We start from the raw sequence: 14,335 nt of genomic DNA, 5'->3' as shown, positions 1-14,335 counted from the left end.
TTACTCGTCCGTCGTATGCGGCTGTTGCGGTTGCGGCTCGGCGGCCGCCGGGGTTTCCGGCGTACCGAACTCGAACGCTTCTTCCGCTGCGATCTGGTCGAAACGCTCGCGATCCGACGATTCCTTCGCACGGCGCGCCTTGTGGAAGGCGAGACCCGTACCAGCCGGAATCAGACGGCCGACGATGACGTTTTCCTTCAGGCCACGCAGATCGTCGCGCTTGCCCATGATCGCCGCTTCGGTCAGCACGCGCGTCGTTTCCTGGAACGATGCCGCCGAGATGAACGAGTCCGTCGAGAGCGATGCCTTCGTAATACCGAGCAGCACGTTCTCGTACGTTGCCGGGCGCTTGTCCTCGGCGTTCATCTTGTCGTTTTCGTCCAGCATGTCCGAACGCTCGACCTGCTCGCCCGGAATGAAGCGCGTATCACCGTTGTCGGTGATCTGCACACGACGCAGCATCTGACGCACGATCACTTCGATGTGCTTGTCGTTGATCTTCACGCCCTGCAGACGGTACACGTCCTGCACTTCGTCCACGATGTAACGCGACAGCGCTTCGATACCCTGCAGACGCAGGATGTCGTGCGGATCGGCCGGGCCGTCCACGATCATTTCGCCCTTGTTGACGACCTGACCATCGTGGACCAAAACCTGCTTTTCCTTCGCGATCAGGAACTCGTGCTGATTGCCTTCGAGGTCCGTGATGACGAGACGCTGCTTGCCCTTCGTGTCCTTACCGAACGACGTCGTACCCGTGACTTCCGCCAGGATACCTGCGTCCTTCGGCGAACGTGCTTCGAACAGTTCCGCCACACGCGGCAGACCACCGGTAATGTCACGCGTCTTCTGCGCTTCGGTCGGGATACGTGCGAGCACTTCACCCACCTGCACTTGCTGACCGTCCTTCACCGTGATCAGTGCGCCGACCTGGAAGCCGATCTGCACCGAATGCTCCGTGCCCGGGATCTTCACTTCGTCGCCGTTCGAGTCGAGCAGCTTGACCTGCGGACGCACGCTCTTCGCAGCCTGCGAGCCGCGACGCTTCACGTCGATCACGACGAGGGTCGACAGACCCGTGACGTCGTCGATCTGCTTGGCCACGGTCACGCCTTCCTCGACGTTCTCGAACTTCACCGTACCGCCGTACTCGGTGATGATCGGGCGCGTGAGCGGATCCCACGTTGCGAGCTGCGTGCCGGCCTTGATCGCCGCGCCATCGAGCTGCAGCAGCGTCGCGCCGTACGGCACCTTGTGACGCTCGCGCTCGCGGCCGTGATCGTCCGCGATGATGGCTTCGCCCGAACGCGAGATGACGACTTGCTCGCCCTTCGCATTCGTGACGTAACGCATCGTCGCCGTGAAGCGGACCGTACCGTTCGACTTGGCTTCCACCGACGAGGCCACTGCCGCACGCGACGCCGCACCACCGATGTGGAACGTACGCATCGTGAGCTGCGTGCCCGGTTCGCCGATCGACTGTGCTGCGATCACGCCGACAGCTTCGCCGACGTTCACGCGCGAACCACGACCCAGGTCGCGGCCATAGCACGATGCGCACAGGCCATAACGCGTTTCGCAGGTCAGCGGCGTGCGCACGCGCACTTCGTCGATGCCGAGGCTTTCGATCGTTTCCACTGCGTCTTCGTCGAGCAGGTCGCCCGAAGCGTAGATCGTTTCCTGGGTTTCAGGATTGACGACGTCCGCCACCGCCACACGGCCGAGAATACGGTCGCGCAGCGCTTCGACGACTTCACCGCCTTCCACGAGGGCCTTCATCGCCACGCCGTTCGACGTGCCGCAATCTTCCTCGACGACCACGAGATCCTGCGTAACGTCGACGAGACGACGCGTCAGGTAACCCGAGTTCGCGGTCTTCAGTGCCGTATCAGCCAGACCCTTACGTGCACCGTGGGTCGAGATGAAGTACTGCAACACGTTCAGACCTTCGCGGAAGTTCGCGGTAATCGGCGTTTCGATAATCGAGCCGTCCGGCTTCGCCATCAGGCCGCGCATACCCGCCAGCTGGCGAATCTGGGTTGCGGAACCCCGCGCGCCCGAGTCGGCCATCATGTAGATCGAGTTGAACGATTCCTGACGCGTTTCCTTGCCGTCGCGGTCGATGACCGGTTCCGTCGCGAGCTGCTCCATCATCGCCTTGCCGACCGCTTCCGACGTGTTCGACCAGATGTCGACCACGTTGTTGTAGCGCTCTTGCGCGGTGACGAGACCCGACATGTACTGACGGTCGTACTCCTTCACCTTCTTGGCTGCTTCGCCGACGATGGTTTCCTTCTGCGGCGGCACGAGCATGTCGTCCACGCAGATCGAAATACCGGCGCGCGTTGCGAGGCGGAAGCCCGACTGCATCAGCTGGTCAGCGAAGATCACCGTTTCACGCAGACCGCACTTGCGGAACGCGGTGTTGATCAGACGCGAGATTTCCTTCTTCTTCAGCGGCTTGTTCAGCACCGAGAACGGCAGACCCGGCGGCAGAATTTCCGACAGGATCGAACGGCCTACGGTCGTTGCATACAGCGAGATCTTCGGCACGAATGCCGGTGCGCCTTCCGACGTGTCCTCGTTGTGGACCATTTCGGTAATACGCACGTTCACGCGCGAGGCCAGCTCGACTTCCTTGTTCTCGTACGCGCGGAGCACTTCCGACACGCCCGTGAACGTCATGCCTTCGCCCTTGCCGTTGACCGCTTCACGCGTGGCGTAGTACAGGCCCAGCACGATATCCTGCGACGGCACGATCGACGGATCGCCGTTGGCCGGGAACAGGACGTTGTTCGACGCGAGCATGAGCGTACGCGCTTCCATCTGCGCTTCGAGCGACAGCGGAACGTGAACAGCCATCTGGTCACCGTCGAAGTCGGCGTTGAACGCCGCGCAAACGAGCGGGTGCAGCTGGATTGCCTTACCTTCGATCAGCACCGGCTCGAAAGCCTGAATGCCAAGACGGTGCAGCGTCGGCGCACGGTTGAGCATGACCGGATGCTCGCGGATCACCTCTTCGAGGATGTCCCACACCACGGGCGTCTGGTTCTCGACTTCCTTCTTCGCAGCCTTGATGGTCGTCGCAACGCCCATCGTTTCCAGCTTGTTGAAGATGAACGGCTTGAACAGTTCGAGCGCCATCAGCTTCGGCAGACCGCACTGGTGCAGCTTGAGCGTCGGACCCACCACGATGACCGAACGGCCCGAGTAGTCCACGCGCTTGCCCAGCAGGTTCTGACGGAAGCGGCCGCCCTTACCCTTGATCATGTCGGCGAGCGACTTCAGCGGACGCTTGTTGGCGCCCGTCATCGCCTTGCCGCGACGGCCGTTGTCGAGCAGCGAGTCGACCGCTTCCTGGAGCATCCGCTTTTCGTTGCGGACGATGATCTCCGGCGCCTTCAGCTCGAGCAGACGCTTCAGACGGTTGTTACGGTTGATGACGCGGCGATACAGGTCGTTCAGGTCCGAGGTCGCGAAACGGCCGCCGTCGAGCGGCACGAGCGGACGCAGTTCCGGCGGCAGCACCGGCAGCACTTCGAGCACCATCCATTCGGGCTTGATGCCCGAACGCTGGAAGGCCTCGAGCACCTTCAGGCGCTTCGCGTACTTCTTGATCTTCGCTTCGGAGCCGGTGTTCTTCAGTTCCGTGCGGAGCGTCTCGACCTGCTCGTCGATGTTGATCGCGCGCAGCAGCTCACGCACGCCTTCCGCGCCCATCTCGGCGCGGAATTCGTCACCGTACTCTTCGACCTTGTTGTAGTAATCCTCTTCGGTCATGATCTGCCGCGCTTTCAGCGGCGTCATGCCCGGTTCGATCACCACATAGGCTTCGAAGTACAGCACGCGCTCGATGTCGCGCAGCGTCATATCGAGCACCATGCCCAGACGCGACGGCAGCGACTTCAGGAACCAGATGTGAGCGACCGGCGAGGCCAGCTCGATGTGGCCCATGCGTTCGCGACGCACCTTCGCGAGCGTGACTTCCACGCCGCACTTTTCGCAGATCACGCCACGATGCTTCAGGCGCTTGTACTTGCCGCAAAGGCATTCGTAGTCCTTGATCGGACCAAAAATCTTCGCGCAAAACAGACCATCCCGCTCCGGCTTGAACGTGCGGTAGTTGATGGTCTCCGGCTTCTTCACTTCGCCGAACGACCACGAACGGATCTTGTCCGGCGAGGCCAGACCGATCTTGATCGCGTCGAAAACTTCTTCTTGTTGGACTTGCTTGAATAGATCGAGCAGAGCTTTCATTGCCTTCTCTCCGTAGTCCGATTAGTTGCGGTCGAGGTCGATGTCGATGCCGAGCGAGCGGATTTCCTTCACCAGCACATTGAAGGATTCCGGCATGCCCGCGTCGATCACGTGGTCGCCCTTGACGAGGTTCTCGTACACCTTCGTCCGGCCCGTCACGTCATCGGACTTCACCGTCAACATTTCCTGCAGCACATACGAAGCGCCATACGCTTCGAGCGCCCACACTTCCATTTCACCGAAGCGCTGACCACCGAATTGCGCCTTACCACCCAGCGGCTGCTGCGTCACGAGCGAGTACGGACCCGTCGAACGCGCGTGCATCTTGTCGTCGACAAGGTGGTGCAGCTTCAGGTAGTGCATGTAGCCCACGGTCACGGTGCGCTCGAACATCTCGCCCGTGCGGCCGTCGTACAGACGCACCTGGTTCTTCGACGGCGTCATGCCGAGGTTCTGAGCGACGTCGTCCGGGAACGCCAGATCGAGCATCTTGCCCATTTCCTCTTCGGTCGCACCGTCGAACACCGGCGTTGCGAACGGCACGCCTTCGCGCAGGTTCTTCGCGAGTTCGAGGATCTCGTCGTCGCTGAAGCTGTCGAGGTCTTCCTTGTGGCCCGATTCGTTGTAGATCTTCGTGAGGAACTCACGCATCTCTGCAACCTTCGTCTGACGCGCAAGCATCTCGCCAATACGCCAGCCCAGACCCTTCGCGGCCCAACCGAGGTGCACTTCGAGAACCTGACCCACGTTCATCCGTGACGGCACGCCGAGCGGGTTCAGCACGACGTCTGCCGGACGGCCATCGGCCATGTACGGCATGTCTTCGATCGGAACGATCTTCGACACCACACCCTTGTTACCGTGACGGCCTGCCATCTTGTCGCCAGGCTGCAGACGGCGCTTCACCGCGAGGTACACCTTGACCATCTTCAGCACGCCCGGCGGCAGTTCGTCGCCTTGCGTGAGCTTCTTGCGCTTTTCTTCGAAGGCCAGATCGAACTGGTGACGCTTCTCTTCGATCGAGTTCTTGATCGCTTCGAGCTGCGCCGCTGCTTCTTCGTCCGCGAGGCGGATGTCGAACCAGTGGTAGTGATCCAGATCTTCGAGGTACGCGCGCTCGATCTTCGTGCCCTTCGCGAGCTTCTTCGGACCGCCGTTCGCAACCTTGCCTTCGAGCATACGTGCGAGACGCTGGAACGCGTCGCCTTCCACGATACGCAGCTGGTCGTTCAGGTCGAGGCGATAGCGCTTCAGTTCATCGTCGATGATCTGTTGTGCACGCTTGTCGCGCTGGATGCCTTCACGCGTGAACACTTGCACGTCGATGACCGTGCCGCTCATGCCCGACGGCACGCGCAGCGACGTGTCCTTCACGTCCGAAGCCTTCTCGCCGAAGATCGCGCGCAGCAGCTTTTCTTCCGGCGTAAGCTGGGTTTCGCCCTTCGGCGTGACCTTGCCCACGAGCACGTCGCCCGCTTCGACTTCCGCGCCGATGTACACGATGCCCGACTCGTCGAGACGGCCAAGCTGCACTTCTGCGAGGTTCGAAATGTCGCGCGTGATTTCTTCCGGTCCGAGCTTCGTGTCGCGAGCTACGACATTCAGTTCTTCGATGTGGATCGACGTGTAACGGTCGTCCGCAACCACTTTCTCCGAGATCAGGATCGAGTCTTCGAAGTTGTAGCCGTTCCACGGCATGAACGCGATCAGCATGTTCTGGCCGAGCGCGAGCTCGCCCAGATCGGTCGATGCGCCGTCAGCCAGCACGTCGCCGCGCGCAACCTTGTCGCCCATCTTCACGATCGGACGCTGGTTGATGTTCGTGTTCTGGTTCGAACGCGTGTACTTGATCAGGTTGTAGATGTCCACGCCGACTTCACCGGCGACAGCTTCATCGTCGTTCACGCGAATCACGATACGGCCTGCGTCGACGTAGTCCACCACGCCGCCACGCAGCGCCTGAACCGTCGTGCCCGAGTCGACCGCAACGGTGCGCTCGATACCCGTACCGACGACCGGCTTTTCCGGACGCAGGCAAGGCACGGCCTGACGCTGCATGTTCGAACCCATCAACGCGCGGTTCGCGTCGTCGTGCTCGAGGAACGGAATCAGCGAAGCTGCAACCGAGACGATCTGCGACGGCGCCACGTCCATGTACTGGATGCGGTCCGGCGTGACCATCAGCGTTTCGCCTGCTTCACGCGACGAAACCAGTTCGTCGGTCAGCGTGCCGTCTTCTGCCACTGCCGCGTTCGCCTGAGCGATCACGTAACGGCCTTCTTCGATCGCCGACAGGTAGTCGATCTGGTCGGTCACCTTGCTGTCCACGACCTTGCGATACGGCGTTTCGAGGAAGCCGTATTCGTTCAGGTGCGCGTACAGTGCGAGCGAGTTGATCAGACCAATGTTCGGACCTTCCGGCGTCTCAATCGGACACACGCGGCCGTAGTGGGTCGGGTGCACGTCGCGGACTTCAAAGCCAGCGCGCTCACGCGTCAGACCGCCCGGGCCAAGTGCCGACACGCGGCGCTTGTGGGTGATTTCCGACAGCGGGTTGGTCTGGTCCATGAACTGCGACAGCTGCGACGAACCGAAGAACTCGCGGATCGCCGACGAAATCGGCTTCGAGTTGATCAGGTCGTGCGGCATCAGGTTTTCGCTTTCGGCCTGGCCGAGGCGTTCCTTGACTGCACGCTCAACGCGCACGAGACCTGCACGGAATTGATTTTCCGCGAGTTCGCCCACGCAACGCACGCGACGGTTGCCCAAGTGGTCGATGTCGTCCACTTCGCCCTTGCCGTTGCGCAGCTCGACGAGGATCTTGATCGTCGCGAGGATGTCGTCGTCCTGCAGCGTCATCGGGCCGACGATTTCGTCACGGCCCACGCGGCGGTTGAACTTCATACGACCCACCTTCGAGAGGTCGTACGCTTCTTCGCTGTAGAACAGGCGGTTGAACAGCGCCTCGACCGCTTCTTCGGTCGGCGGCTCGCCCGGACGCATCATGCGGTAGATCGCGATGCGCGCGGCCATACGGTCGGCGGTTTCGTCGATACGCAGCGTCGACGAGATGTACGGACCCTGGTCCAGATCGTTCGTGTAGAGCGTCTGGATGTCCTTGATCTTCGCCTCGCGCAGCTTCTCGAGCACGCTTTCGGTGATCTCGTCGTTCGCGTTAGCGATGACTTCGCCCGTGTCGCCGTCGACGACGTTCTTCGCGAGAACGCGGCCGAGCAGATAATCTTCGGGGACCGAAATATACGTGGTCTTCGCGGTTTCGAGGTCGCGGATGTGCTTCGCGTTGATCCGCTTGTCCTTCTGGACAATGACCTTGCCTTCGCGATCGCTGATGTCGAAGCGCGCGACTTCACCGCGCAGACGCTCCGGCACGAACTCCATCTGCGCGCCTTCCGGCATCAGCGTGAAGTTGTCGAACACGAAGAAGTTCGCGAGGATCTGTTCCGGCGTGAGGCCGATAGCCTTCAGCAGGATCGTGACCGGCATCTTGCGGCGACGGTCGACGCGGAAGTACAGCACGTCCTTCGGGTCGAACTCGAAGTCGAGCCACGAACCGCGGTAAGGAATGATACGTGCCGAGAACAGGAGCTTGCCCGAGCTGTGCGTCTTGCCCTTGTCGTGTTCGAAGAACACGCCAGGCGAGCGGTGCAGCTGCGAGACGATGACACGCTCGGTGCCGTTGATGACGAACGAACCGGTCGGCGTCATGAGCGGAATTTCGCCCATGTACACTTCCTGTTCCTTCACTTCCTTCACGACCGGCTTGCTCGGCGATTCCTTGTCGAGCAGGACGAGACGGACCTTGGCGCGCAGCGCCGAGCAGTACGTCAAACCGCGTTGCTGGCATTCCTTGATGTTGAATGCCGGCGACGACAGCATGTAGCTGACGAACTCTAGACGAGCAAAGCCGTTATGGGAAACAATAGGAAAAACGGACGAAAACGCTGCCTGCAGACCTTCCGGTTTGCGTTGTGCGGTCGCCGTTTCTGCTTGCAGGAAAGTGCTGAATGATTCAAGCTGGGTAGCCAGCAGGAAAGGAACCTGGTGAACGATGGGGCGTTTCGCGAAACTCTTGCGAATACGCTTCTTCTCGGTGAAGGAATAGTGCATACGATCTCCGAATCACGGCGGGTAGGACGACCCGAGTGTTCACCGACTGAGACCCGATGGCTTCGCGAGCCCTGGAAGCTTGGTGGTTGGCCTCTACCAACCGCTGGCTGACGGCAACGGATTTCGGCTTGTCATAACTTGCCCGCTGCCCGACCAAACTTGCCTTCTGCAGTCGCTTCAGAAGACAAAGAGAAGCGTCGTGCGCGCAGATGATGCCCTTGAGGCCCTCACCCGGCGAAAGACGTTTTTCTTTGGCTTCTAGGTCCCGCATCCCGCCTCCGACTTCTAAAAAATCGAACACAAAAACGCAGAATCCACAAAGCACAAAAAGGCCGGCGGTGTAAAAACCGCCAGCCTTCGCACAGCGCGCTGAAACTTACTTGATTTCAGCCTTCGCGCCGGCTTCTTCCAGCTTCTTCTTCGCTTCTTCAGCAGCAGCCTTGGGCACCGCTTCCTTCACGGGCTTCGGTGCGCCGTCGACCAGGTCCTTCGCTTCCTTCAGGCCGAGACCCGTCAGTTCGCGAACGGCCTTAATGACCGAAACCTTGTTTGCGCCTGCTTCGAGCAGGTTGACCGTGAATTCGGTCTGCTCTTCAGCAGCAGCAGCAGCGCCGCCGCCTGCCGGGCCAGCGACTGCCACAGCAGCTGCCGACACGCCAAACTTCTCTTCGAAAGCCTTGACCAGTTCGTTCAGTTCGAGAACCGACATCGAGCCAACGGCTTCGAGGATGTCTTCTTTTGCGATTGCCATTTGAAATTACTCCAGATTTGAATTCGGAAACAGCTAGCGATCTTTCTCGCTTGCCAGTCGTTTTTAAGCAGCTTCGGCTTGCTTCTTTTCCGCCAGGGCGGCGAGAGCGCGCGCCATACCGGAAACCGGAGCCTGCATAACGAACAGCAGCTTCGAGAGCAGTTCTTCGCGGCTCGGGATGCTGGCCAGCGCTTGCACGCCTGCCTTGTCCATCACCTTGCCTTCGTAGGAACCAGCCTTGATGACCAACTTGTCATTGCCCTTCGCGAAGTCGTTGACGACCTTCGCAGCAGCAATTGCATCTTCCGAGATGCCGTAGATCAGGGGGCCAGTCATCTGCTCTGCCAGCGGAGCAAACGGGGTACCTTCGACAGCGCGACGCGCCAGCGTGTTCTTCAACACGCGGAGGTACACCTGCTGCTCACGCGCTTTCGCGCGCAGCTTGGTCAGATCGCCAACCGCGATTCCACGATACTCGGCCAACACGACGGTCTGAGCCTTCGCGACTTGCGCGGAGACTTCAGCCACGACGGCCTGCTTACCTTCTTTGTTCAGTGGCACGGTTAACCTCCAGATTCGACACACTTGGCTTTCGCTACATGTGCCGCGTTCAACAACGGCGACCGACCAGTCCGGAGTAAATCAGCTTGCATTGTCAGGCGTTACCGCCCGCATCCGCTCACATCAGCACTTCAAAACCTTTTCGGGTTCGCCATCTGCGTTGGCTTTACATTAAGGAAGCGCCCAACTGCTGCACTTCCGCCAACGGTCTTTGACAACCGGTTGCACCGCGCGTACTGCCGCTGCACAACCGCCCAAAGCCCTTTAAATCCGCGCTGCTGCCCTTTGGAGCCTCAGCGCGGCAAATCTATTACGCCGAGAGCGACGTCTGGTCGACGCGAACGCCAACGCCCATCGTGCTCGAGACAGCGATCTTGCGCAGGTACACGCCCTTGCTCGTTGCCGGCTTCGCCTTGGTCAGCGCTTCGAGGAGCGCGTTCAGGTTGCTGCGCAGCGCGGTCGGCTCGAACGATGCACGGCCGATGGTAGCGTGGATGATACCGGCCTTGTCGACACGGAATTGCACCTGACCAGCCTTCGCGTTCTTGACCGCGGTCGCCACGTCCGGCGTCACGGTGCCGACCTTCGGGTTCGGCATGAGGCCGCGCGGGCCGAGGATCTGACCGAGCGTACCGACAACGCGCATCGTGTCCGGCGAAGCGATCACGATGTCGAAGTTCAGGTTGCCGCCCTTGATCTGCTCGGCGAGGTCTTCCATACCGACGATCTCAGCGCCTGCTGCCTTGGCTTGTTCAGCCTTTTCACCTTGCGCGAACACTGCAACGCGGACCGACTTGCCGGTACCAGCGGGCAGAACGACCGAGCCGCGAACGACCTGGTCCGACTTCTTCGCATCGATGCCGAGCTGCACTGCAACGTCGATCGACTCGTCGAACTTCGCCGTGGCGCATTCCTTCACGAGCGACAGTGCGTCGCCGATCGGGTACTGCTTTTGGCGGTCGATCTTGGCAGCCAGTGCCTTTTGACGCTTGGAAACCTTAGCCATTTACACGCCCTCCACGATAATGCCCATCGAGCGGGCGCTGCCAGCGATCGTGCGGACCGCTGCGTCCATATCGGCTGCCGTGAGGTCCGGCATCTTGGTCTTGGCGATTTCCTCGGCTTGCGCGCGGGTGATCGTAGCGACCTTGTCGGTGTGCGGCTTGGCCGAACCCTTGTCGACCTTCGCTGCCTTCTTGATCAGAATCGTGGCCGGCGGCGTCTTCAGGATGAACGTGAAGCTCTTGTCCGCGAATGCCGTGATCACGACCGGCGTCGGCAGACCCGGCTCCATGCCTTGAGTCTGCGCGTTGAACGCCTTGCAGAACTCCATGATGTTCAGGCCGCGTTGACCCAGTGCCGGGCCGACCGGCGGCGACGGATTGGCTTTACCTGCAGGAATCTGCAGCTTGATAAAGCCGATGATTTTCTTTGCCATGTTGAAAACCTCTTTGGAACGCGTGAGCGTTCTGGTGAGTGGTAGCGCGCGTTCGCCACAATCTTCGCTGTGCCAACTGCTTTGGCGACATCTACAGCCGACTGGACTACTGGCGCTCCTCTACGGCCATAACGCGGACCGTAAGCGCGGAAAAACGGATCGCACCAGAGGCGCGATCCGTAGTATTCGATTTACAGCTTTTCGACCTGGCCGAATTCGAGTTCGACCGGTGTGGCGCGACCGAAAATGGTGACGGAGACCCGGACGCGCGACTTTTCGTAGTTGACTTCTTCGACGCTGCCGTTGAAGTCCGTGAACGGACCTTCCTTCACGCGGACCATCTCGCCGACTTCGAACAGGGTCTTGGGGCGCGGCTTCTCAACGCCTTCCTGCATCTGCGACATGATCTTTTCGACTTCGCGCGGCGAAATCGGGCTCGGGCGATTACGCGCCCCGCCGACGAAACCGGTCACCTTTGCCGTGTTCTTCACGAGGTGCCACGTTTCGTCCGTCATTTCCATCTCGACCAGGACGTAACCCGGGAAGAAACGACGTTCGGTCACCGATTTGTGACCGCCCTTCACCTCGACCACTTCTTCTGTCGGAACGAGGATCTGGCCAAACTTGTCCTGCATGCCAGCACGTTCGATACGCTCCTGAAGCGCACGTTGCACGCTCTTCTCCATGCCGGAGTAGGCGTGCACCACATACCAACGTTTTCCGCTCGGGGATGCCGGTGTATCGCTCATATCATTTCCAACCCAGAATCGCCGAGAAAATCACCCACTCGATGGACTTGTCGCAAACCCACAGAATGATGGCCATTGCCAGCACAAAACCGAAGACCACCAGCGTCGTTTGCGTGGCCTCTTTGCGAGTCGGCCAAACGACCTTGCGAACTTCCTTGTACGAGTCTTTGGCAAACGCGATGAAGCTCTTGCCGGGCGCCGAGAGAAGACCGACTACCACCCCCGCGATCACGCCCACTGCGAGCGCTGCACCGCGGACATACCACTCCTGGCTACCGAGCCAGTAGAACCCTACGAACCCGGCCACAACCAACAATACGCCCGCCGCAAGCATCAGCTTGTCGCTGGAAGTATTAACAGTTTCGACGGAAGGATTCGCCATAACACCTTAAAGAACAACGCGCCGAAGCGCGAGAAGTTGGCAGGGGCAGAGGGAATCGAACCCCCAACCTTCGGTTTTGGAGACCGACGCTCTGCCAGTTGAGCTATACCCCTAAACCATTTTGGGGCTGGCGGCATCGCCAACCCCGAAACCACTTAGTCGATCAACGAGACTGGCAAAAAACTTACTCGATGATCTTTGCAACCACGCCGGCGCCGACGGTACGGCCACCTTCGCGGATTGCGAAGCGCAGACCTTCTTCCATCGCGATCGGAGCGATCAGCTTCACCGTGATCGACACGTTGTCGCCCGGCATGACCATTTCCTTGTCCTTCGGCAGCTCGATCGAGCCCGTCACGTCCGTCGTACGGAAGTAGAACTGCGGACGGTAGTTGTTGAAGAACGGCGTGTGACGGCCGCCTTCGTCCTTGCTCAGCACGTACACTTCAGCCGTGAAGTGCGTGTGCGGCGTGATCGAACCCGGCTTGGCCAGAACCTGGCCACGCTCCACGTCTTCACGCTTCGTGCCGCGCAGCAGGATACCAACGTTGTCGCCTGCCTGACCCTGGTCGAGCAGCTTGCGGAACATTTCCACGCCCGTGCAGGTCGTCTTCACCGTCGGCTTGATACCGACGATTTCGATTTCCTCGCCGACCTTGACGATGCCGCGCTCGACGCGACCCGTCACCACCGTGCCGCGACCCGAGATCGAGAACACGTCTTCCACCGGCATCAGGAACGCGCCGTCAACTGCACGCTCCGGCGTCGGGATGTACGTGTCCAGTGCATCGGCCAGGTTCATGATCGCCACTTCACCCAGTTCGCCCTTGTCGCCTTCCAGCGCCAGCTTGGCCGAACCCTTGATGATCGGCGTGTCGTCGCCCGGGAAGTCGTACTTCGACAGGAGCTCGCGCACTTCCATTTCGACCAGCTCGAGCAGCTCGGCGTCGTCGACCATGTCGCACTTGTTCAGGAACACGATGATGTAAGGCACGCCAACCTGACGGGCGAGCAGGATGTGCTCACGCGTTTGCGGCATCGGGCCGTCAGCGGCCGAGCACACCAGGATTGCGCCGTCCATCTGTGCCGCGCCCGTGATCATGTTCTTCACGTAGTCAGCGTGGCCCGGGCAGTCGACGTGTGCGTAGTGGCGGTTAGCCGTTTCGTACTCGACGTGCGCGGTGTTGATGGTAATACCACGTGCCTTTTCTTCCGGCGCTGCGTCGATCTGGTCGTACGCCTTTGCTTCGCCGCCGAACTTTGCGGTCAGAACCGTCGTGATCGCTGCCGTCAGCGTGGTCTTGCCGTGGTCAACGTGACCGATCGTGCCCACGTTCACGTGCGGCTTGGTCCGCTCAAACTTACCCTTGGCCATTTTCGACTCCTAAGAGGATTTTTCCGTACGTTGCGCGGGGCGCGCAAACAATCACTGGCTGCTGCTGCCTGCTCGATGCGAGGCTTCTGAGGCCCGCTAGATACCGGCTGGTGCCCATGGGCAGGATCGAACTGCCGACCTCTCCCTTACCAAGGGAGTGCTCTACCACTGAGCCACATGGGCAAAAACTGCTATGAACCGCTTTGTTGCTTCGCTGGAGCGGGTGAAGGGAATCGAACCCTCGTCGTAAGCTTGGAAGGCTTCTGCTCTACCATTGAGCTACACCCGCGAGGTTCGCCGGCCATTACCACTACCGGCCCGACACTTACTACAGCTGAATTCTGGTGGAGGAGGTTGGATTCGAACCAACGTAGGCGTAAGCCAACAGATTTACAGTCTGCCCCCTTTAGCCACTCGGGCACCCCTCCGCAGAGAACTGATGATTATGGGGGAACATCCGAATCGTGTCAAGCACTTTGTTCGGAGCAGAACCCACAACGCTCTCACTTATAGGGAGAGCGCAAAAGCAAAAACCCCGGCTTTTTAGGGCCGGGGTCTCGCTTGTAGAGGAGCCTGACGATTACCTACTTTCACACGGGCAATCCGCACTATCATCGGCGTGGAGCTGTTTCACGGTCCTGTTCGGGATGGGAAGGGGTGGGACCAGCTCGCTATGGTCATCAGGCATGACGGG

At 60.3% G+C, this 14,335-nt stretch carries 9 protein-coding genes, 4 tRNA genes and 1 rRNA gene; all 14 read right to left on the bottom strand.

What is annotated here, in order from left to right:
• The 14 genes from rpoC to rrf all read right to left on the bottom strand — a co-directional run bounded on the left by rpoC (nt 1) and on the right by rrf (nt 14,326).
• The gene (gene rpoC, locus VSR72_RS29020) at nt 1-4,257 is read right to left on the bottom strand and encodes a DNA-directed RNA polymerase subunit beta' (protein ID WP_342955759.1); all 4,257 of its coding nucleotides are present in this window, start codon (nt 4,255-4,257) and stop codon (nt 1-3) included.
• A 21-nt stretch (nt 4,258-4,278) separates the two neighbouring features.
• Nucleotides 4,279-8,385, bottom strand: coding sequence for a DNA-directed RNA polymerase subunit beta (gene rpoB / locus VSR72_RS29015; RefSeq protein ID WP_342955758.1), 4,107 nt, complete (start codon nt 8,383-8,385; stop codon nt 4,279-4,281).
• 376 nt (nt 8,386-8,761) lie between these two features.
• The gene (gene rplL, locus VSR72_RS29010) at nt 8,762-9,136 is read right to left on the bottom strand and encodes a 50S ribosomal protein L7/L12 (RefSeq protein ID WP_027821097.1); all 375 of its coding nucleotides are present in this window, start codon (nt 9,134-9,136) and stop codon (nt 8,762-8,764) included.
• 63 nt (nt 9,137-9,199) lie between these two features.
• Nucleotides 9,200-9,697, bottom strand: a complete 498-nt coding sequence (gene rplJ, locus VSR72_RS29005) for a 50S ribosomal protein L10 (RefSeq protein ID WP_028222172.1) — start codon at nt 9,695-9,697, stop codon at nt 9,200-9,202.
• Between the two features lie 310 nt (nt 9,698-10,007).
• Complete coding sequence (gene rplA / locus VSR72_RS29000) at nt 10,008-10,703, bottom strand: 50S ribosomal protein L1 (protein ID WP_342955757.1); 696 nt, start codon at nt 10,701-10,703, stop codon at nt 10,008-10,010.
• A complete protein-coding gene (rplK, locus tag VSR72_RS28995) occupies nt 10,704-11,135 on the bottom strand; it encodes a 50S ribosomal protein L11 (RefSeq protein WP_158951585.1) in 432 nt (143 codons plus the stop codon).
• A 191-nt stretch (nt 11,136-11,326) separates the two neighbouring features.
• Nucleotides 11,327-11,884, bottom strand: a complete 558-nt coding sequence (gene nusG / locus VSR72_RS28990) for a transcription termination/antitermination protein NusG (protein WP_028208939.1) — start codon at nt 11,882-11,884, stop codon at nt 11,327-11,329.
• A 1-nt stretch (nt 11,885) separates the two neighbouring features.
• On the bottom strand, nt 11,886-12,266 hold the full coding sequence (secE, locus tag VSR72_RS28985; protein ID WP_028208940.1) for a preprotein translocase subunit SecE: 381 nt from the start codon (nt 12,264-12,266) through the stop codon (nt 11,886-11,888).
• A 37-nt stretch (nt 12,267-12,303) separates the two neighbouring features.
• Nucleotides 12,304-12,379: transfer RNA gene (locus VSR72_RS28980), tRNA-Trp, on the bottom strand.
• Between the two features lie 71 nt (nt 12,380-12,450).
• The gene (gene tuf / locus VSR72_RS28975) at nt 12,451-13,641 is read right to left on the bottom strand and encodes an elongation factor Tu (protein WP_028371383.1); all 1,191 of its coding nucleotides are present in this window, start codon (nt 13,639-13,641) and stop codon (nt 12,451-12,453) included.
• A gap of 108 nt (nt 13,642-13,749) precedes the next feature.
• Nucleotides 13,750-13,824: transfer RNA gene (locus VSR72_RS28970), tRNA-Thr, on the bottom strand.
• Between the two features lie 32 nt (nt 13,825-13,856).
• Nucleotides 13,857-13,930, bottom strand: a tRNA-Gly gene (locus VSR72_RS28965).
• Between the two features lie 53 nt (nt 13,931-13,983).
• Nucleotides 13,984-14,069, bottom strand: a tRNA-Tyr gene (locus tag VSR72_RS28960).
• Between the two features lie 143 nt (nt 14,070-14,212).
• A 5S ribosomal RNA gene (rrf, locus tag VSR72_RS28955) occupies nt 14,213-14,326 on the bottom strand.
• Between the last annotated feature and the right edge of the window lie 9 nt (nt 14,327-14,335).

Source organism: Paraburkholderia sp. JHI869 (genome assembly GCF_038900775.1).
In the GTDB taxonomy this organism is placed as follows: Bacteria; Pseudomonadota; Gammaproteobacteria; order Burkholderiales; family Burkholderiaceae; genus Paraburkholderia.
Note: the sequence above shows the minus strand (reverse complement) of the source record. Positions and strands in the feature narration are given on the sequence as shown.

Coding starts and splice junctions, on each gene's coding strand:
- rpoB (WP_342955758.1), bottom strand. CDS start 8,385: ATGCACTATTCCTTCACCGAGAAGAAGCGTATTCGCAAGAGTTTCGCG.
- secE (WP_028208940.1), bottom strand. CDS start 12,266: ATGGCGAATCCTTCCGTCGAAACTGTTAATACTTCCAGCGACAAGCTG.
- rplA (WP_342955757.1), bottom strand. CDS start 10,703: ATGGCTAAGGTTTCCAAGCGTCAAAAGGCACTGGCTGCCAAGATCGAC.
- nusG (WP_028208939.1), bottom strand. CDS start 11,884: ATGAGCGATACACCGGCATCCCCGAGCGGAAAACGTTGGTATGTGGTG.
- rpoC (WP_342955759.1), bottom strand. CDS start 4,257: ATGAAAGCTCTGCTCGATCTATTCAAGCAAGTCCAACAAGAAGAAGTT.
- rplL (WP_027821097.1), bottom strand. CDS start 9,136: ATGGCAATCGCAAAAGAAGACATCCTCGAAGCCGTTGGCTCGATGTCG.
- rplK (WP_158951585.1), bottom strand. CDS start 11,135: ATGGCAAAGAAAATCATCGGCTTTATCAAGCTGCAGATTCCTGCAGGT.
- tuf (WP_028371383.1), bottom strand. CDS start 13,641: ATGGCCAAGGGTAAGTTTGAGCGGACCAAGCCGCACGTGAACGTGGGC.